This window comes from Zobellia galactanivorans, assembly GCF_000973105.1.
In the GTDB taxonomy this organism is placed as follows: domain Bacteria; phylum Bacteroidota; class Bacteroidia; order Flavobacteriales; family Flavobacteriaceae; genus Zobellia; species Zobellia galactanivorans.
The window spans coordinates 904,226-923,857 of sequence record NC_015844.1; the positions used below are offsets into that span (position 1 = coordinate 904,226).

The window sequence follows — 19,632 nt, forward strand, 5'->3', positions numbered from 1 at the left end:
ATTATTTTGCGCTAACGGTTTTTAAATAGTCCTCATAGAGATGTACACTCTCTTTAATCATAGCCGACACCCCGTTTCCGGTAATTGTTGCCCCTGCGAGCGCATCGACTTCGTTGTCATCTTTTGTATTGTTCAAGGGGTCGTTATTTCCCTTGGCTACGGTAATACCTTCAAAGGCCGTACCCTTAAGGATGCTTTCACCAGTGAAATCATCCATAAAATAACGCTGCTTGATGTTTGCCCCTAGACCTGGTGTTTCACCTTTGTGGTCGAAATAGACCCCTTTAACGGTCATGGTCTTGTCAACTGCGATAAAACCCCAGATGGCATCCCAAAGACCTTTTCCGTACATCGGGATGATATAGAAGGTCTCCCCGTCTTTTTCCCCGATCAACAACGGAAGCTTGGGCGTTTCACCTTTGGCGGCGATAGCCATTTGCTTTTTCATATCGATCAAATACGCATGGTCGTCTTTGGTAATTTCACCACCTTCGATAACCAATTGCTCTTTGATATACTTTTTAAACTCGCCCTCTACCTTATCGGTAGAAACGAAGTTTACACTACCCTCGTCAACATTTTCGTTTACGCCCATGGCATAAAGAATGTTCTGTTGCTTTTCAAACCGTTCGTTCTCGGCTATCCTATCTTTAAGACCGGAGGCCGCAAAAGCGAGAATAGAACCTACTATCACTACCATAACGGCAGCGAAAATAACGGTATATGAATTTTTATCTGTATTGATTGCCATAACTATACGGTTTCTGCGTGAAGTTCGTTTGCCTTGCCTTCCGAATCCTTAGGCAAGATGGTTGCATTTTTGAGTCGTTTCATTCTACGTTTTACGTTGCCACGAACCACATAATGGTCAATTGTCGGCGCAAAAACGTTCATTAAAAGAATGGCCAAGAAGACCCCTTCAGGATAGGCGGGGTTGAATACCCGTATCATTACCGAAAGGAAACCGATAAAGAATCCGTAGAACCATTTCCCCCTATTGGTCTGTGCGCCCGTAACCGGGTCCGTAGCCATATAGACAATACCAAAGGCCAAACCACCAACGATCAAATGTTTCCAAAATTCAAAACTCATAAGACCGTAAAACTTGCTGGTCTCACCGATCCAGCCCGCATCGACAACTCCGTTGAAGACCAAGCCCATGACCAAGGAACCGATAACGGCACTTAGCATAATACGCCAGCTAGCGATCTTACTAAAGATCAAGAACAAGCCTCCCAAAAGAATCAAGAATGTAGGAGTCTCACCGACAGAACCCGGTATAAAACCGAAGAACATATCCGATACCGAATACGACATCTCGGCCGCTTTATTCTGTGCCAAATACCCTAAAATAGTCTCACCAGAAATAGCATCGGGGCCACCGGCGCGTTCAACCGCCTGATATACCCAAACCTTGTCACCACTCATCCATGTTGGATAAGCAAAGAACAAGAACGCCCTTATGGTAAGCGCGGGGTTCAAGATATTCATCCCGGTACCGCCAAAGACCTCTTTACCGATGACCACACCGAAAACTACGGCCACGGCCAACATCCAAAGTGGCGTATCGATAGGAACGATCAAGGGAACCAACATACCCGTTACCAAGTAGCCTTCTTCCACTTCATGCCCTTTGATTACGGCAAATATAAATTCAACTAGAAGTCCCACTCCATAAGACACCACTAATAAAGGAAGCACTTTTATGATTCCGATCCAGAAGTTGTCCCAAGTAAGGAAATCGTTCATCAACGAGAAATCTTGAGGAAATCCGTTTATGGCCGAATAGTGTTGGTAGCCCGCATTGAACATTGAAAAAATCAATACCGGCACCAAGGCCATGATCACCGTGTTCATGGTACGTTTTAAATCATCTGCGGCCCTTACGTGCGAACCCGAATGCGTGGTTTCGTCAGGAGCAAACAAAAATGTATGCAACGCATTGAAGGCCGGCGCCATTTTCTTGCCACGGTAATGGTGCTTTAAAATGTGCAGCCTTTTTTTGAAAGTCAGTCTTTTATCACTCATCTTTTATCCTATTTCTTTATGCAATAGATCCAATCCTTCCCTAATGATCTGTTGATGCGGTTGTTTTGAAACACAAACAAACTCGGTCAACGAGAAATCCTCCGGCGCCACTTCATAAAGCCCCAGTTGCTCCATCTCATCCAAATCTTTCACCATACACGCCTTAAGCAACTGCATAGGATAGATATCTAACGGAAATACTTTTTCATACATACCCGTTACCACAAAAGCACGGTGCTCCCCGTTGGTATTTGTAGTCAGGTCGTATTTTTTATTGGGCTGCATCCATGAGAACGTCAATGCCCTTGTAGCCGATATTTTATTGAAAACAGGTTTGTTCCATCCAAAGAATTCGTAATCATCCCCTTCAGGAATCACCGTTACCGTATTATTGTAGTAACCCAAGTACCCATCAGGTGCCGATTTTGAACCCGTAAGCACATCACCGTTGATTACCCTAAAATTATCACCTTCAACACCGCTACTATATAAAAAGGTAGAGATTTCGGTTCCAATTTTGGTTTTGTAGTACTTTGGCGCTTTAACCGACGATCCGGCCAAGGCCACGATACGCTCAGGGTTAAACTTACCGGTCAGCAACAACTCACCGATGATCACCAAGTCTTGTGGCGTTACCGTCCAAACGGTCTCCCCTTTGTTGATCGGATCGATTTTATTGATCTGTGTACCGACCAAGCCTGCGGGATGCGGACCCGAAACCTTATGCAGCTCCACTCCTTTTACACCGGCCAATGGGGAGTTATCGGATTTTCCGACAGAAACATGGACCTTACCGGGTGTCAATTTGCCCAAGGCGGTCAATGCGGCCTGAAGTTCTTTTTCCTTTCCTTGCAAAACGTAATTCAAATCCGCAGCAAGTGGCGCCGTAACATATCCTGAAACGAAAATCGCTTTCGGATTCACATCCGGATTCGCTATAACGTCGTACGGCCGTTGCTTGATAAAAGGCCAGCATCCTGTCTTCAACAAGTATGCCTTGACCTCTTCCTTAGAGGCGTTTTCAACATTTAACAAATCGTGGGAAACGTTGGCCTGCTCTTTATCGGCTAAAATCCTTAACGTGAGAATGCGCCTTCTTGCGCCCCTTACAATCTCTACAAGCTCACCACTTACCGGCGAGACGAAAAGCATGTTTTCCTTGTCCTTATTGTAAAAAATTGGTTCTCCCGCTTTGACTTCAGCACCTTGCTTTACCAACATTTTAGGTGTGACTCCGTGAAAATCGTTTAGGTTTATGGCATAAACGTTACTTAAAACGGCTTTTGAGGTAGTTTGATCTGCAGCTCCAACAAGATTTATGTTCAAGCCCTTTTTAATCCTGATGTCTTTAGACATATTGTTCTAGACCTTAGGTTAACAAAATTTCGAGCAAAAATAATACTAAAAGGATTGTTTTCATAATAAATGCCTAGAAATTTAGGCCACACAGCGATCTAAATTTTTTGGGCAAGCTTTTTGTTTACCTTTGTAACAAAAAATAGCTGGTAATGCGCTTGAATCTTACACTGGTTTTTTCCTTCGTTTTAGCATCTTCAATATGGGCTCAGGTTCAAGTGGAAGTGAATCCTCCGGAACATATTAAGACCGTCATCTTTGGAGGACCTACGGAAGACCAATTTCCCGTAGTAGAGCTCGGCGAGAGCATCAAGCTCGAGTTTGACGACATTACGGCGGAGGAACGGGACTATTATTACAAGATCGTCCATTGCGATTACGACTGGCAACCGTCGCAACTTTTAAAGTCGCAATACCTCAATGGGGTGGACAACCAACGCATCACCGATTACGAGAACAGTTACTCCACCCTACAGTCCTATTCCAACTACAAACTGACCATACCCAACGAAAACGTAGGATTAAAGGTTAGCGGCAATTTCATATTGGAAATCTACAACGATAGCTACGAACTTCAATTTTCAAGGCGATTTGTCGTCTACAAAAACCTCGTCACCGTAGGAGGCACGGTCAAACGTTCGCGTGATTTCAACTTCCTGAACGAAAAACAAGTGGTACAATTCAGCATCAACGCCGGAAACTTTCAGCTGGTCAACCCGAAAAAAGAAGTAAAAGTGGCCATCTTACAGAACCATCAATGGGAAACGGCACTTTATAATATAGCCCCGCAATACACCTTGGGATCCGAACTGGTCTACAAATACGACCAAGAAACCAGTTTTTATGGCGGTAACGAATTCCTGAATTTCGACACCAGCGACCTTAGGGCACCGACATCGCAAATTTCAAGAATAGAAATCGGTGAACTTTACGACCATTATTTGTTTGCCGACGAATATCGTGCCGACCAACCCTATACTTATTACCCCGACATCAACGGCGACTTTGTCGTTCGCACCCTACAAGGCGACGACAATAGCAGGGAAGCGGAGTACACCATGGTCCATTTTGCCCTACCCTACGACGAACGCCTGGCCCTAGACGAGGTCTATGTTTTCGGGAAGCACAACAATTACGCCCTGAACGAGGGGAACAAAATGACCTATAACGAAAATAACGGGATGATGGAAGCCCAAATCAAACTCAAGCAAGGCTTCTACAACTATAAATACGTTATAAAACGCGAAGATGGCAGCATAGAACTCAATACCATTTGCGGCAACTACCACTTCACCGAAAACAACTACCTTATTTTGGTATATTACAGAAACTTCGGTGACCTATATGACAGCATTATCGGCGTTGGCTCGGCCAACTCGAGGAATATCAGTAACTAAACCGCCCCCCCTTGGCCTTGTATTTTTTCAGGACAAATGAACGACAAGCCCATAATATCAGGAAAAGGAAGGTACCACCTCAAATACCGAGGTACCGAATGCCTCAATTGCGGACATCCCCTAGACCTAAGTGACAGGTATTGCCCCAATTGCTCGCAGGCCAACAGCACTAAAAAAATATCCCTCAAAGATTATGTGGACGAGTTTTTCGGCACCCTGATCGCCTACGACTCACGATTGTTCCGCACACTCTCTACCCTACTCATCAGACCGGGAAAGATTACAAGAAACTATATCGACGGCAAGCGCATTTCTTTTACCAACCCGTTTCGGTTTTTGCTAAGCCTTGCCATCATCTATTTTTTGATGATAAATTTTACGGGAAATTTTTCAAAACTGGACAAATACGCCGTTCAGGACTTCTCGGCCGTTGAAGACGTGATTTCCGAATTGACGATAGACCCGGCAAACGAAGAGGAAGTCGTATTATCACAAAAAATCGATTCCCTTAAAAAAGCGGTAAACTACGACACATACAAAGAGCGAAAGCGCAAGCGCGACTCATTGCTCTTACTCGACCCAGGCGCCCATTTAAAGAAAATAGACCAAGGTCTTTTAGGCGACCGCTTCAGCGCCAAGCACGTTTTATTCACCACCCTTTTGAAGCACGACACCATTTACGACTACCAAGATATAGAGCAGAAATACGGATTTGCCGAAACTTTCGAGAACAAAATGGCATTCAACATCGCCAACGGGTTCTTAAAACTCCAAAAATCGCCCGGCAGCTTCCTAAGCACCTTGATCTCAAAATTACCGTTCGTCGTGTTTTTCTTTTTACCGGTCTTCACCCTATTTATCTGGCTGGTATATATCAGAAAAAAATACAGTTACACCGATCATTTGATCTTTAGTTTCCACAACACCGCTTTATTGTTTATCTTGCTCATTATTAGTTATTTGATTGACTCCGTTTTCAAAACAAACAGCAATTGGATTTTTCTAATGATTTTTTCGACATACCTTTTTGCGGCTATGCGGAATTTTTACGGGCAGAGCATATTCAAAACTATTGTTAAATATCTCTTTCTCAACACTATTTTTTTTATATTGGCTATATTTTCCACGGTAATTCTTTTTACCGGAAACATTATCACCTTTTAGAAGGAAACGCTTATGATCACACAGGTAACCAAGGGCATAAAAATTTCGGTAAACACCAGTTTTGAGGGTACATTCTTCAAGAACTATAAAATGCACTTTGCCTTTGGCTACACCATCACCATAGAAAACCAAAGCAAGGATTCGGTACAGTTGACCTCGCGTCACTGGAAAATCTACGACGCCCTTAACGAGCTAGAGATCCTTGACGGGGAAGGTGTAATCGGCAAGAAACCGGTCATCAAACCCGGCGAATCGCACACTTACACTTCCGGTTGCCTTTTAGCCTCGCCTATCGGCGCTATGAGAGGCCATTACAATATGGTAAATTTTAGTTCCACCGAAAAATTTAGGGTCTATATTCCTACGTTTAAATTTCACGCCCCTTTTGCACTGAATTAAGCCATTCCCTTTCAATATCATAGTATTTTTACGCCGATTTAAAAAAAACTGTTAGCACATTGGTTTTACAGTGGGTTCACGCCCTATGGCTTTATGCTTTTTTTAGCATATTTTACGGGCATTATTACCCCCATAGCAATTTTTTATTCGCACTAAGAATCCTACCTTTACGCTCTATTTTTTAAAACTTAATTAAAGTATTATGAGCAAAGGTTTTTTTCAAGTACCGACAGCTATCAACGAACCGATAAAAAGTTATGCACCAGGCTCTTCCGAAAGAGAAGAAGTCTTAGAACAGTACCGTGCTTATTTTAACGGGAATGTAGACGTACCCTTATATATAGGTAAAGAAGAAATTAAGACCGGCAATACCAAGCCGATGTCTCCTCCACACGACCATAAACACATCGTAGGCCAATATCATGTAGCCGAAAAGAAGCATGTGACCCAGGCCATTGAAAACGGCTTGGCATCTCGATCGGCTTGGGCCGACCTTACTTGGGAACAGCGTGCCGCCATTTTTTTAAAGGCTGCCGAATTGATCGCAGGGCCTTACCGGGCAAAGATCAATGCCGCTACCATGATCGCACAATCGAAAACCATACATCAGGCCGAAATCGATGCAGCCTGTGAGTTGATCGATTTCCTTCGCTTTAACGTAGAGTACATGTCACAGATCTACGAAGAGCAACCCGATTCGGCCGAAGGTATCTGGAACCGTGTAGAATACAGACCCCTAGAAGGCTTTGTTTACGCCATTACCCCATTCAACTTTACCGCCATTGCCGGAAACCTTCCAGCAAGTGCCGCCATGATGGGTAACGTAGTGGTATGGAAACCCAGCGACAGCCAAGTATTCTCGGCAAAGGTAATCGTCGACATCTTCAAGGAAGCAGGTCTTCCCGACGGAGTGATCAACGTAGTTTACGGAGATCCGGTAATGATTACCGAGACCGTATTGGACAGTCCTGATTTTGCAGGTATCCATTTTACAGGTTCTACCCATGTCTTCAAAGAACTTTGGAAGCAGATAGGAACCAACATCCATAAATACAAAACCTATCCAAGAATCGTTGGGGAGACCGGCGGAAAGGATTTCATCATCGCACACCCATCGGCAAAACCACAGCAAGTGGCCACCGCTATCGTTCGTGGCGGTTTTGAATTCCAAGGTCAGAAATGTAGTGCGGCCTCGCGCGTCTACCTTCCTAAATCGTTATCGGAAGAAATTCTTGAATCTGTCAAGAAAGACGTTGCTTCGTTCAACAAACCCGGAAGCCCCGAAGATATGAGCAACTTTGTAACGGCGGTTATCCACGAAGGTTCATTCGACAAATTGGCCAAATACATCGATCAAGCCAAAAACGACGACAATGCGGAAGTGATCATCGGTGGAAACTACGACAAATCCAAAGGGTATTTTATAGAGCCTACGGTCATTCTTACTACAGACCCCAAATACACCACCATGGAAACCGAATTGTTCGGCCCAGTGGTTACGGTATATGTATATGAGGACGAAGATTGGTCCAAGACCCTTAAGCTCGTTGACGAAACCTCGGAATACGCCTTGACAGGAGCCGTTTTGTCTACGGACAGATATGCGATCGACGAAGCTACCAAAGCACTACAAAACTGTGCCGGTAACTTCTACATCAACGACAAACCGACTGGAGCCGTTGTAGGCCAGCAGCCTTTTGGAGGCGCTAGGGCTTCCGGAACCAACGATAAGGCCGGTTCGGCCCAAAACTTGTTAAGATGGGTTTCTCCCCGCCTTATTAAGGAGACTTTTGTGACCCCAACGGATTACAGGTACCCCTTCCTAGGCTAAACAAGACATCAAAACAATACTGATTATCAGTATTTTATTGTAACTTTTGCTAAATTCCCCAATTCCCGGTTTTAGAATCGGACAATTGGGGAATTTATTTAACCACTAAAATGAAAAGAAAATGAAAAAACTCGCATTAATGACATTCCTTATGGTAGCTACCATAACGTATGCACAAGAAAAATTGACCCAGAACACCATTCAGGGTGTTTTAAAGGGAAACCAAGAACAGGTAATTGCCTTAGCGGAAGCCTTTTCAGAAGAGCAATACGCCTGGCGCCCTACCGAAGGGGTCAACTCGGTTGCAGAAGCCCTGTTGCACGTTGCCGGGGGAAACTACTACCTAGCCTCTAAAATGGGTTTTGCCCCACCAGAAGAGGTAGATATGATGAACCTCTCGAAAATTACGGGCAAGGAAAACATTATAGCCGCATTGAAAAAATCGAATGAATTCGTTCTTGATAAAATAACCCAAGTAGAGAACGACCAATTTGCGGATGAAGTGGACTTTGGATTTGCCAAAATGAACAAGTTGGGCGGCCTTTTGGCCATAATGGAACACAACGGAGAGCACAAGGGCCAATTGATCGCCTATGCGCGATCTAATGGTGTCACTCCCCCATGGAGCAAGTAAGAAAAGCGTAAAACCTTCAAAAGCCTTTCGACACATGGGTGTTGAAAGGCTTTTTTTATACCCCTACCCCTCTTTTTTCCAAACCAACACAATTTACTCCTTCGAGTTAACGTTATATTTACATTAAAATAACATAACACATACATTACTTCACCAAAACGAAGTGATTTCAGTCGATGTCAATCTTATAACAAACTCATTATAAGGTTTTTAAAAAACAAACCTTATCAAACAGCAAATCTGCTCCAATGAGGATATCGAAGCCCATAAATTCAATTTTATCTCCTTGATTTTAAGGAAAAAAGACTAAAATTCGATTGAATACATACTTTTAATGTAAATTTAACGTTAAGTAATTGTAAACTAATCGTAATAATTACGTACTTTGTAGTAACTGTAAAAAAAATGAGGATTATGGATATGCAGAAAACATACAGTAAATCACGAATGATTGTAGATTGCTTACGTATACACGTATGGAGTTATTTAAAAATTTACGCGAGGAAATATAGAAAGGCGTATTACCACCTATTGAGCTTATAGACTAGCCCTTGTATTTCATGGGCAGGTAAACCACTTTTTTGGTTTCGAAAAAAGACTCTTCAAAGTAGTCGGTAAGATCATAGGTCTCTACGGACTTATAACCTTCCAGTTCTTCCGACAAGTCCCCACCTTTTAAGTAAAGAATTCCGTTTCTACGTTCGTGTAGCGAATCTTTTTTTATTCTCCCTTTGACCCAGTGCACAAAAGTAGGCATTGCGGCAACCGCTCGACTTACAATAAAGTCATGTTGTTCCTTGGTTTCCTCTACCCTGGCATTGATGGTACGTACGTTGTCTATACCAAGACCTTGAACGACCTCTTCTACCACTTTAATTTTTTTACCGATAGAATCGACCAAAGTGAACTGTACTTCAGGAAAAAGTATAGCCAGGGGCACACCGGGGAAGCCCCCACCGGTACCTACATCAAGAACGGAAGCCCCATCGTTAAACTGCTGAACTTTAGCTATTCCGGTTGAATGGAGCACATGCCTCAAATAAAGTTCATCTATATCTTTACGAGAAACTACGTTTATCTTTTGGTTCCAATCTTTATACAGTTCTTCCAATAAAATGAAGCGTTTTTGTTGAAGTTCTGATAAATTGGGAAAATATTTAAAAACTAATTCGGCAGTCATGCGTATATTTGTATAGTTACAAAACTACTATATTCATCGATGAAATAATATTTTATCGACATTTAAACCTTTGCGTTTCTACGATATTTATCAAAAATACTATTTATATGGACCAAAAAACAGTACGTTTCTCTAGAAAAGATTCCGCACAGTTCTTCAGAACCTTGAACAAGCGCGTAAACGATTATTTCAAAGAGAACAAATTAAAAAAGACGGGCAACTGGCGCTTACACCTAAAAACGGTGATTATGTTCGCCATTTTTCTGACCCCTTACTTCCTGATATTGACCCTAGGCCTTCCGACCTGGGCCAACCTGATTCTTACCATTATCATGGGAATCGGTATGGCTGGCGTTGGTATGAACGTTATGCACGATGGCAACCACGGGGCCTATTCGAACAAAAAATGGGTAAACAAACTCATGGGAAGCAGTATTTATATCCTAGCGGGAAATGTTTACAACTGGCAAGTGCAGCACAATGTATTGCACCACACCTATACCAACATCCACGAGCACGATGAAGATATGGAAGCGGGCCGCATCCTGCGCTTTAGCAAACATGCCGAATGGCGCAAGCACCATAAGTTCCAACATTTCTATTCGGTATTCCTTTATGGGCTATTGACGTTCAACTGGGCCATCACCACCGATTTTCAGCAGATGTACCGTTATATGAAACGCAAACTTTCGTACGGTAAATTACCGAACCCCGTAGTAAATTGGAGTACTTTGGTTATTACAAAGGTGCTCTATATCACCATCTGGATCGTTCTGCCGCTGATTTTTGTCGATATCGCTTGGTGGAAGGTATTGTTGGGCTTCTTTATCATGCACTACGTAGCCGGGGTTATCTTGAGCGTAGTATTTCAATTGGCCCACATCGTTGACGAGGCCGATACGCCATTACCCGACGAAACCGGTACTATGAAAAATACATGGGCCATACACCAATTGTTCACGACCGTGAACTTTGGCACCAAAAACAAATTGGTCAATTGGTTTACGGGAGGTTTGAACCACCAGGTAGAACATCATATTTTCCCTAACATCAGTCATGTACACTACACAAAAATTGCAGAAATTGTGAAAGAAACGGCAAAGGAATTTAATTTGCCCTACAACGAGTACAAAACTACCCGAAAAGCTATAATTTCGCACTTTAAACATTTGAAGGAGCTCGGTAAACGACCTACCCTGAACCTTCAATAGACCCATTGAACGTAATTTTATTAGCACACGTGTATACGTACCGTGTAAAACATTAGTTTTATTATGACATCATCGACTGCAACAACGAACCAACTGTCTGACCGCATCAACAGTCTAGCTCCCTCGGCCACTCTAGAAATGGCCTCCAAGGCCCGAGAATTGCGCGCAGCAGGAAAAGACATTATCGGACTAAGCTTGGGTGAACCAGACTTTAATACGCCCGACTACATCAAGGAAGCGGCCATTCAAGCCGTAAACGACGGCTACAATTCATACACCCCTGTTGATGGGTACGTAGAATTGAAGGATGCGATCATCACCAAGTTTCAAAGAGACAATGGTATCAGCTATGAGCGTCCGCAGATCGTTGTGTCTACCGGAGCCAAACAAGCTTTGTACAATGTAGCGCAAGTGGTATTGAACAAAGGTGACGAGGTTATTCTCCCATGTCCTTATTGGGTTAGCTATAGCGATATCGTAAAATTGGCCGATGGCGTACCTGTAGAAGTGGCCACCAGCATAGAGAGCGATTTTAAAATGACTCCCGAACAACTGGAAGCCGCGATTACGCCAAAAACCAAAATGCTTTGGTACAGTTCCCCATGTAACCCTAGTGGTTCTATTTATAGCAAGGAAGAATTACGCGCCCTTGCGGACGTTTTACAGAAATACCCACAAATTATAGTGGTAAGTGATGAAATATACGAACATATCAACTACGGCGTAACCGAGCATGCCTCTATGGCCGCATTCGAAGATATGTACGATCGTACGGTAACCGTAAACGGAGTGGCCAAGGCCTTTGCCATGACCGGATGGCGTATCGGATACATTGGAGCCCCAACTTACATAGCTCGTGCCTGTAACAAACTACAGGGCCAAGTTACCAGTGGCGCCAACTGTATTGCCCAAAGAGCGGTAATTACCGCCCTAACCGAATCTCCCGACCGCATTCAATATATGGTCGATGAGTTTAAGGAACGTAGAAAAATCATTCTTGAACTTTTGAACGCTATCGACGGTTTTCGTTGTAACGAACCCGAAGGTGCTTTCTACGTTTACCCTGACGTAACCGCTTATTTTGGAAAAACCTTGAACGGGGTAACCATAAACAACGCCTCCGATTTCGCCATGTACCTTTTGGAGCATGCGAACGTAGCAACGGTGACAGGAGATGCCTTCGGCAATGGAAATTGCATCAGAATCTCTTATGCCGCGGCCGAAAAGGAAATCAGGGAAGCTATTTCCAGAATTGAGAAAGCGCTGAAACAATAAATCAAGTATAGGTTTTAACACATACAAAAAGGGTAGACGTTTCATCACGTCTACCCTTTTTTAATTGACAATATTCCCCCACGTGTCAATTTCGGCTATACTTATTCAAATCCTTCTCAATTTTATTGAGCTTTGTCGCACTGTCATTTTCTTTTATAAAACCGAGAAGCTCGCTCAAATGCGCGTTGTTCGATGCAATACCATAGGTTTTAGCAAATTGCTCGGTACGGGCCGTAGCTATATCGATCAAGGCCTTTGCCTTTTTCTCATCGGCCTTTATAGTCTTGAACCCTCCTTTTTCCTCCGAGGCACTTTTTACAGCGGCCTGTGGCGCACTTTCTTCAAAATTCATCATCTTGTAATCTTTCATATAGGGCATAGCCAGTGCCATGGCCGCATATACCGAAACATTACTTTCAGGTAGGTTATCGACTACTTTTTGCAACACCTTGTTTCCGGTGGTTAGTACGCGGCTACCATTAAAAAACAAGACTCGCGCCACCTCTTCGGTAAAGTATTGATTCGCCAATAATTGGGCTTCGGTAGTTTTAGGCAAGAGTACTTCCAACTCCACCTGATTGGAACTATAAACTTGTTCCTTGTTCTCTACCATGGCCGAAATTTTATAGCTACCACTATCTTTTATATACCAACCATCGGGACCTGCGGATATAAAATGCTTATGGGTCATGATTTCATCGGGCAGCAAGACCACGTCTTTATCCTCGAGAAGGTACTCGACAAAACTACGCACCTTAGACACCTTTCCGTTAGGGCCTTGAATAAGCACCATGACATTCTTAAGGTTGTCAATCAAGCGCTTGCTCACCGCTATGGGCGCACCGGAAGTATTCCTCAAGGTCAGCTCCAAATACACCGGTTCAAGATATTCGGCCACTTGGCCTTCCTGCAATACGTTTATCTCCAACGCCAACCTATTATCGGTAATAGACGCTTCTTGCTCAAAAGCATGGTTCTCGAACCAGTCGCTATTTCCCATTTCGACAAAATCGTTAGGGGCATGGCGCATAAACAACAACTCGTTATCGGTAAACCTAAAATCAAAATCGGAATAGAAAGCGTTTTCTCCCCCACTAACCCTACCGGGATAGTTCATAAAACTACGGTCTTCAGGATCGTTGGTCAATGGGATCCACGAAAAGCCAAAACCGGGATAGTTTTTTTGCCACGAATGGGCCAAATTAAAGGCATGCCCCATTTCATGGGCGGCCGTCCAGAATTTTGAACGTTTGACAAAGGCTGCCGGATTGGCATCACCCACCGGAGCATTATTAATAAAGGAATCATAGAATATGGCCGTACCCTGTCTATGGTTAGGGCCGATATCATCGAACATAATCCCTCCAAGGTTCGGGCCTATATCGTGTTGTTTGGCAAAGAAGGTCCACAACGCCCACTTGGGTGCTGCGCTGAATTTAGACCAATAGGCCTGCATGGCATCATGCATTTCCATATTGCTCCAAGTACCATTGGCCCCTTTTAAAGCCGAAGGAACCTCATCACCGGCCGATCGGGTAACCGTAAAACCAGCCCGCTGATACACCTTTTCAAGTGTCAATTTTTCTTTGACCAGACTCGCAGGCCTTATCGGATGGGCATGGGTATCTATCGACAAAACCGGTTTTACCCCTTCTTCGTAATCGAATTCAAAATCGACTTTTCTAAACTGACTGCTACTAAAATTATAGGTCGAAACTTTTTTGGTGTCGCCGTTTCCGTAAAAAGTAACCTTGGCTTTCTTGTTTTTTGGGAAGATTGAATTGGTCAACTCTATTTTGATATACTTGTAGGTAAACGAGGCTACATTACCATGCCTGTACCAGATCTTACCCAAATAATCATTACCCGACTTGCTCAACTTCGCTACGTAGTGAACCCCTGGAAACCTCAGGTAACCACTGGCCATCATTAACGGAAATTGACCGTCAATATCAAGCCTCAGTTCTTCGTACGTAAGAAACGGTAATATGGGTAGACTGGCCCGTTCTTCCTCGTTCAGAACGTCTAGGTCGATTGCAGTCTGAACCCCAGACGGCTTCATCTTTATCGGTATTTTCGGAAATACAGGAAAGAACCTACTCTTTTTTACGTACAAGCCACTGTTTCTATACCAAAACGGTATCAGTTGGGCCTGTTGGCCAATTTCTTCCGGAGTTATTTCCCTTTCCAACTCCGCTACTTCCCCAATACTTGAATCTAAAACTTTTTTTCCCATGATAAAACGTATTTTATGATTAGAACTAGTAAATACAGACTAAAAACCAAATGCCCGAGGCATTGCTTATTTCAGGGGAAGGTTGACGGCACGGTAGCCAAAAACATCAAATCGATAAAGCTCCTACCGTAATAGTTACATCAAAAAAGGAATACAATGTAAGATTTTTTATACATTTATCAAAATATAAACATACAAATTATAAACTTGACAAGGCAAATGGTTCCAATAGTCTTATTGCCTTAAAAATTTGAAACTACGTGAACTGCAGACCATACTTCACAAGGCCTTTTTTACCCTAATGTCGTTATCGAAACAATAAGGATGAGAAGAAATAATTTCTAGGTCCTCTTCCAGAAATAAGGGGTAAGTAAAATAAGAACCGTAAAGAGCTCGAGCCTACCGGCCAACATAAGAAAACCGCACCACCATTTACCCGCGTCGGGCAATCCGTTAAAATTGCTCAAGGGATAGAGTCCCCCAAAGGCCGGCCCCACATTACCTAGGGACGAGGCCGAACCACCGATGGCGGTAACAAAGTCGATTCCCATGGCCCCTAATACCAAAGCCCCTATGATGAACAACAACATGTACAGCACAAAAAACGCGATGATGTTATAAACGATCTTCTCTTTAACGGTCTTATTGTTGTAACGCACGGGGATAATGGCATTGGGGTGCAAGGTTCGCTTAAACTCCAACAGTCCGTTCTTAATAATCAAAATATGCCGCATGACCTTGATCCCACCTGAAGTAGAACCTGCCGAGCCACCGAGGAACATCAGTCCGAAAAAGAAAACGGTCATAAAGGGCGTCCAACTGGTAAAATCCGCAGAAACAAATCCCGTAGTGGTGATTACCGATATAACCTGAAACAAGGTATGTCTAAAAGCGCTTTCCGCCTGGCCTAAAACCATAGGATGGTATTCGGTAAGGGGCACTTCCGCATGAAAATAGACCACAAGGGCCGACACCAAGGTAAAAATGACCACAAAGCCGCCATAATACCTAAACTCCTCATCCCTTAACACCCGTTGCACCTTCCCTTTAAAAGCAAAGTAACTGAGTACGAAATTGCTTCCTGCAAGAAACATGAACACAATAATAATGTATTGGATCATCGGCTGATCGTTCCAATAGGCCACACTTAGGTTCTTGGTAGAAAAGCCCCCGGTAGAAAGGGTAGCCAAGGAATGGTTTATAGCATCGAAGAAACTCATGCCCGCCAATTTTAAAAGCAGGGTTTCCGCCAAGGTATATCCGACATAAATCAGCCAAAGGCGTTTGGCGGTATCGGTAATCCTCGGGTGCAACTTATCGGCGCTCGGCCCAGGGGCTTCGGCCGCGAACAACTGCATACCCCCGATACCCAATAGCGGTAAAATGGCAATGGCCAAAACAATGATCCCCATACCCCCGATCCAATGGGTAAGGCTACGCCAAAAAAGCAAGCCCTTGGGCAATACCTCAATATCATCTAAAATGGAGGCCCCAGTTGTAGTATACCCCGATACGGTTTCGAAAAAAGCATTAGTAACCGAGGGAATAGCCCCTGAAAAAAGATAGGGCAACATGCCCGAAAAAGACATTACCAGCCACCCGAAGGTCACGATAATATAACCTTCCTTACGCTTTACCTCCTTTTTATGTCCCTTGGTATAGAACATGGCAAAAATTCCGATAAACATTGTCGTTATGGCCGCCAAAGCTATACTTAGGGTAGCGCCATCATCATAGATCCCGCTTACCAAGGTCGCCAAGAGCATAAAGCCACCGTTGCAAAGCAACAGTAGCCCCATGATATGAAATATTATTTTTGAATTTAGCTGCATTAAAGAAACAATCGTTCAATTTTAGGAATGGCTTCCGGTAGACAACAGACCACTACCCGGTCGCCTGCCTGTATTTCAAAGCCCCCTAAGGCTATGATTCCTTCTTCTCCCCTGATGACCCCACCTATGGTAGCGGCCCTCGGGAAATCAAGTTCACGGATAACACTTCCCGTTACCCTTGAGTTGGGTTTGACCACAAATTCGAGTATTTCCGCGTTTAAATTGTTCAAACGCATCAAAGCTACCACTTCACCTTTTCTAATATGGCGAAATATGTTATTGGCAGCCAATAGCTTTTTATTGATCAAGGTATCTATACCTATGGAATGCGATAGTTGAAAGTAGTCCATATTCTCGACCAAGGCAATGGTTTTCTTGATACGCTTCGACTTGGCCACAAGACAAGACATAATGTTGGTTTCGGAGTTTCCGGTCACCGCAATAAAGGCATCCATAGACTCTAGGCTTTCCTCTTCCAACAGTTCAACATTTCTACCGTCTCCGTTAATGACCAAGGCATTTGGCAAATCGTCCGCAAGGTCAAAGGCCTTTTCCTTATCCTTTTCAATAAGTTTTACATTGAACTTGTTGGCACACAGGTCTCGTGCGGCCTTAAAGCCCACTTTACTACCGCCCAAGATCATTACGTTTCGAATGGACTCCTTTTTTTTACCCGTAAGCTTATACAGTTGGTCTACCCCTTCTTTCGTCGTGATAAAATAAACTTGGTCACCGTGTTTAAAAACGGTGTCCCCCCTAGGTATAACCGTATATTGGGTACCGGTTCGCTGTAAGGCGATCGGCATAAAATTGAGTTCTGGAAAAATACGGGCCGCCTCTTTTACCGTCTTTCCGACAAAGGGCGCACTGGCCAATAGCGAAACCCCGATCATGATAAGTTTACCTTCCTCGAACTCGTAGGTATCGTTAAAAGCCGACTTGTTCAACAGCAATTGTATCTCGGTCGCTGCCAGCTCTTCGGGGGAAATCAGTTCGTCTATACCAAGATCGGCAAAGCGGATGCTTTCACGTTCTTCGATAAACTCCGTGTTCGATATTCTGGCGATGGTTCTTTTACATCCCAATTGCTTGGCCAGCATACATAAGGTGATATTGGTGGTCTCCGAGGAAGTTACCCCGATTACCAACCTTGAATTTTGCACATCGGCATCCCTAAGTACGGAAAGCGAAGTGGCATCACCACGCAGCACACGAATATCCAAATGAGTATCGGCATAGGCCAAACTCTCTTTTTTAGTATCGATGAGCGTAATATCCTGTGATTCGTAAGATAGCAGTTTGGCCAAGTGAAAACCTACTTCACCAGCACCTGCAATTATAATTTTCATGTATCAGCAACTTTGTTGGGATCGGCAGCACACACCCCTCTATGAATATAAAACCAGTTTCTAGCTTATATTTTGCTGGGCAAAATTACATAATATTTCGGTTGACTTTTTAAAATGCCCATAAAATACACTTTACCCTCCTAGGCTTTCGTGATGTTGCATAAACGTTTACTTGTCACGATATTGTATCTTTGCCCCAAAAATTGCCCGAAAATGGACAAAAAGGTTACTCCTTACAAAGATTCCGAGCTTGGAAAGAAAGACCAAGTTACGCAAATGTTCGATAACATATCAGAAAATTACGATGGCCTGAACCGTGTCATTTCCTTCGGTATAGACATCAAATGGCGCAAAAGGGTGGTGGCCATTTTGACCGCGAAGAAACCTAATAATATATTGGACATTGCCACAGGCACAGGAGACCTCGCCATTAACCTGGTGGAAACCGGCGCCGAAAAAATTGTAGGCCTTGACATATCTCCTGGAATGTTAGAGGTCGGCAAAAAGAAAATAGCCCAAAAAAACCTGGACCAAAAAATAGACATGGTCATCGGCGACAGCGAAAACCTGCCTTTTGAAGACAATAGTTTCGATGCCGTAACCGTAGCCTTTGGTGTTCGGAATTTTGAAACCTTGGAAAAAGGCCTCGCCGAAATACACAGGGTATTGGCCCCGAAAGGCACCTTTGTGGTCTTAGAAACCTCGGTACCGACCAAAACCCCGTTTAAACAGGGATATAATACGTATACCAAATATATGTTGCCCGCCATTGGCAAACTCTTTTCCAAAGACAAAGCAGCCTATTCTTACCTGAGCGAATCGGCATCTGTTTTCCCACATGGTGATGCCTTCAACAATATTTTACGCAAAATCGGGTTTATAGAGGTAGAGAACAGGCCCCAAACATTTGGGGTTGCATCGATTTACGTTGCCACAAAAAAATGACACGGTCGTTATGACCAAATAAACCAGAGGTTCGACCTTTTTAAAAGCGAAAAGCGGACGGATAATTTTTTTTGAATGAAAAGATTTTTTTTGGTTCTGGGAGGTATCTTATTCCTATCCTTACCGGCGAACGCCCAATTCAATTCCAACCCGGTTCTAAATATCGAGAACAAGGATAAAAAATTCTTGAACTACGGCTATTTTTTGGGTTTCAACCAATACGGATTCAAATTTGAATACAAACAAGATCGGGGCAACCAAGGCACCGACATACAAGTCTTGGAGTCTACCGGATTTAACGTAGGCCTTATCGGCGAACTGCGCCTTAATGAATTTTTGGATGTAAGGCTAGAACCCGGACTATACTATAACGCAAGAACCTTGGGTTTTCCCGGATTTGCCGCAACTGACGAAGGAGAAAGCGACGCCATTACCGAAGTAAAATCGACTTACATCAATTTTCCCGTTCTTTTAAAGATCGGCACACGTCGTTTTGGCAATTTCAAACCTTTTCTAGTTGCCGGCCCATCGGCCTCACTCAACCTTGGAAGCAACGAAAAAAGTCTTGACGACAACAGCAGCGGAACCTTCCGTATGAAAAAATGGACTTACAACTACGAACTGGGCTTCGGTATAGATTTCTACCTCGAGTACTTTAAATTTACCCCATCCATACGCGGTGTCTTCGGCCTAACGGACGAACTGGTACGCGACAAGGACCCCAACAGTCCATGGACCGGAAATATCGAATCCATGAAAACACGCGGACTCTTTATCAACTTTACCTTTGAATAA

Annotated in this window: 16 protein-coding genes; 9 read left to right on the forward strand and 7 right to left on the reverse strand. The window is 43.6% G+C overall.

Features of this window, described 5'->3' with window-relative positions:
* Position 1 precedes the first annotated feature (1 nt).
* The 3 genes from ZOBGAL_RS03505 to ZOBGAL_RS03515 are packed head-to-tail and all read right to left on the reverse strand — an operon-like array spanning position 2 to position 3,384.
* A complete protein-coding gene (locus ZOBGAL_RS03505; protein WP_013992124.1) occupies positions 2-751 on the reverse strand; it encodes a Na(+)-translocating NADH-quinone reductase subunit C in 750 nt (249 codons plus the stop codon).
* A 2-nt stretch (positions 752-753) separates the two neighbouring features.
* Positions 754-2,028 (reverse strand): NADH:ubiquinone reductase (Na(+)-transporting) subunit B, encoded by a 1,275-nt coding sequence (locus tag ZOBGAL_RS03510; RefSeq protein WP_013992125.1) that lies wholly within the window; start codon positions 2,026-2,028, stop codon positions 754-756.
* Positions 2,029-2,031: 3 nt separating this feature from the next.
* Entirely contained in the window at positions 2,032-3,384 is a 1,353-nt protein-coding gene (locus ZOBGAL_RS03515) for a Na(+)-translocating NADH-quinone reductase subunit A (RefSeq protein ID WP_013992126.1), read from the reverse strand.
* A gap of 152 nt (positions 3,385-3,536) precedes the next feature.
* On the opposite strand from ZOBGAL_RS03515, the gene ZOBGAL_RS03520 reads away from it, so the two are divergent.
* From ZOBGAL_RS03520 to ZOBGAL_RS03540, 5 genes are all read left to right on the forward strand, one after another.
* The gene (locus ZOBGAL_RS03520) at positions 3,537-4,781 is read left to right on the forward strand and encodes a type IX secretion system plug protein (protein ID WP_013992127.1); all 1,245 of its coding nucleotides are present in this window, start codon (positions 3,537-3,539) and stop codon (positions 4,779-4,781) included.
* A 36-nt stretch (positions 4,782-4,817) separates the two neighbouring features.
* Positions 4,818-5,945, forward strand: coding sequence for a DUF3667 domain-containing protein (locus ZOBGAL_RS03525; RefSeq protein WP_013992128.1), 1,128 nt, complete (start codon positions 4,818-4,820; stop codon positions 5,943-5,945).
* A gap of 12 nt (positions 5,946-5,957) precedes the next feature.
* Positions 5,958-6,344 (forward strand): Co2+/Mg2+ efflux protein ApaG, encoded by a 387-nt coding sequence (gene apaG / locus ZOBGAL_RS03530; protein WP_013992129.1) that lies wholly within the window; start codon positions 5,958-5,960, stop codon positions 6,342-6,344.
* A gap of 202 nt (positions 6,345-6,546) precedes the next feature.
* Positions 6,547-8,175 (forward strand): L-glutamate gamma-semialdehyde dehydrogenase, encoded by a 1,629-nt coding sequence (gene pruA / locus ZOBGAL_RS03535; RefSeq protein ID WP_013992130.1) that lies wholly within the window; start codon positions 6,547-6,549, stop codon positions 8,173-8,175.
* A 121-nt stretch (positions 8,176-8,296) separates the two neighbouring features.
* A complete protein-coding gene (locus ZOBGAL_RS03540) occupies positions 8,297-8,809 on the forward strand; it encodes a DinB family protein (RefSeq protein WP_013992131.1) in 513 nt (170 codons plus the stop codon).
* Between the two features lie 544 nt (positions 8,810-9,353).
* Here the strand turns inward: ZOBGAL_RS03540 and rsmG are convergent.
* Positions 9,354-9,989 carry a 16S rRNA (guanine(527)-N(7))-methyltransferase RsmG gene (rsmG, locus tag ZOBGAL_RS03545; RefSeq protein WP_013992132.1) on the reverse strand — a complete coding sequence of 212 codons (636 nt, stop codon included), beginning with the start codon at positions 9,987-9,989 and terminating at the stop codon, positions 9,354-9,356.
* A 107-nt stretch (positions 9,990-10,096) separates the two neighbouring features.
* Here rsmG and ZOBGAL_RS03550 point away from each other — a divergent pair, with 107 nt between their 5' ends.
* Entirely contained in the window at positions 10,097-11,200 is a 1,104-nt protein-coding gene (locus ZOBGAL_RS03550) for a fatty acid desaturase family protein (RefSeq protein WP_013992133.1), read from the forward strand.
* 63 nt (positions 11,201-11,263) lie between these two features.
* Complete coding sequence (locus tag ZOBGAL_RS03555) at positions 11,264-12,475, forward strand: pyridoxal phosphate-dependent aminotransferase (RefSeq protein ID WP_013992134.1); 1,212 nt, start codon at positions 11,264-11,266, stop codon at positions 12,473-12,475.
* 85 nt (positions 12,476-12,560) lie between these two features.
* On the opposite strand, the gene ZOBGAL_RS03560 is transcribed toward ZOBGAL_RS03555, so the two are convergent.
* From ZOBGAL_RS03560 to trkA, 3 genes are all read right to left on the reverse strand, one after another.
* Positions 12,561-14,711 carry a reprolysin-like metallopeptidase gene (locus tag ZOBGAL_RS03560; RefSeq protein ID WP_013992135.1) on the reverse strand — a complete coding sequence of 717 codons (2,151 nt, stop codon included), beginning with the start codon at positions 14,709-14,711 and terminating at the stop codon, positions 12,561-12,563.
* A 341-nt stretch (positions 14,712-15,052) separates the two neighbouring features.
* Positions 15,053-16,543, reverse strand: a complete 1,491-nt coding sequence (locus ZOBGAL_RS03565; RefSeq protein ID WP_046287317.1) for a TrkH family potassium uptake protein — start codon at positions 16,541-16,543, stop codon at positions 15,053-15,055.
* Positions 16,543-17,892, reverse strand: a complete 1,350-nt coding sequence (trkA, locus tag ZOBGAL_RS03570) for a Trk system potassium transporter TrkA (protein ID WP_013992137.1) — start codon at positions 17,890-17,892, stop codon at positions 16,543-16,545. Before trkA ends, ZOBGAL_RS03565 begins: the two co-directional genes overlap by 1 nt.
* 213 nt (positions 17,893-18,105) lie before the next feature.
* On the opposite strand from trkA, the gene ubiE reads away from it, so the two are divergent.
* Together ubiE and porT are read left to right on the forward strand one after the other, a co-directional pair.
* Positions 18,106-18,837 carry a bifunctional demethylmenaquinone methyltransferase/2-methoxy-6-polyprenyl-1,4-benzoquinol methylase UbiE gene (gene ubiE / locus ZOBGAL_RS03575; RefSeq protein WP_013992138.1) on the forward strand — a complete coding sequence of 244 codons (732 nt, stop codon included), beginning with the start codon at positions 18,106-18,108 and terminating at the stop codon, positions 18,835-18,837.
* A gap of 75 nt (positions 18,838-18,912) precedes the next feature.
* Complete coding sequence (gene porT / locus ZOBGAL_RS03580) at positions 18,913-19,632, forward strand: type IX secretion/gliding motility protein PorT/SprT (protein ID WP_013992139.1); 720 nt, start codon at positions 18,913-18,915, stop codon at positions 19,630-19,632.

Excerpts from the sequence above, each read along its gene's own strand:
- ZOBGAL_RS03505 (WP_013992124.1), bottom strand. The coding sequence starts at position 751 with ATGGCAATCAATACAGATAAAAATTCATATACCGTTATTTTCGCTGCC.
- ZOBGAL_RS03510 (WP_013992125.1), bottom strand. The coding sequence starts at position 2,028 with ATGAGTGATAAAAGACTGACTTTCAAAAAAAGGCTGCACATTTTAAAG.
- ZOBGAL_RS03515 (WP_013992126.1), bottom strand. The coding sequence starts at position 3,384 with ATGTCTAAAGACATCAGGATTAAAAAGGGCTTGAACATAAATCTTGTT.
- ZOBGAL_RS03520 (WP_013992127.1), top strand. The coding sequence starts at position 3,537 with ATGCGCTTGAATCTTACACTGGTTTTTTCCTTCGTTTTAGCATCTTCA.
- ZOBGAL_RS03525 (WP_013992128.1), top strand. The coding sequence starts at position 4,818 with ATGAACGACAAGCCCATAATATCAGGAAAAGGAAGGTACCACCTCAAA.
- apaG (WP_013992129.1), top strand. The coding sequence starts at position 5,958 with ATGATCACACAGGTAACCAAGGGCATAAAAATTTCGGTAAACACCAGT.
- pruA (WP_013992130.1), top strand. The coding sequence starts at position 6,547 with ATGAGCAAAGGTTTTTTTCAAGTACCGACAGCTATCAACGAACCGATA.
- ZOBGAL_RS03540 (WP_013992131.1), top strand. The coding sequence starts at position 8,297 with ATGAAAAAACTCGCATTAATGACATTCCTTATGGTAGCTACCATAACG.
- rsmG (WP_013992132.1), bottom strand. The coding sequence starts at position 9,989 with ATGACTGCCGAATTAGTTTTTAAATATTTTCCCAATTTATCAGAACTT.
- ZOBGAL_RS03550 (WP_013992133.1), top strand. The coding sequence starts at position 10,097 with ATGGACCAAAAAACAGTACGTTTCTCTAGAAAAGATTCCGCACAGTTC.
- ZOBGAL_RS03555 (WP_013992134.1), top strand. The coding sequence starts at position 11,264 with ATGACATCATCGACTGCAACAACGAACCAACTGTCTGACCGCATCAAC.
- ZOBGAL_RS03560 (WP_013992135.1), bottom strand. The coding sequence starts at position 14,711 with ATGGGAAAAAAAGTTTTAGATTCAAGTATTGGGGAAGTAGCGGAGTTG.
- ZOBGAL_RS03565 (WP_046287317.1), bottom strand. The coding sequence starts at position 16,543 with ATGCAGCTAAATTCAAAAATAATATTTCATATCATGGGGCTACTGTTG.
- trkA (WP_013992137.1), bottom strand. The coding sequence starts at position 17,892 with ATGAAAATTATAATTGCAGGTGCTGGTGAAGTAGGTTTTCACTTGGCC.
- ubiE (WP_013992138.1), top strand. The coding sequence starts at position 18,106 with ATGGACAAAAAGGTTACTCCTTACAAAGATTCCGAGCTTGGAAAGAAA.
- porT (WP_013992139.1), top strand. The coding sequence starts at position 18,913 with ATGAAAAGATTTTTTTTGGTTCTGGGAGGTATCTTATTCCTATCCTTA.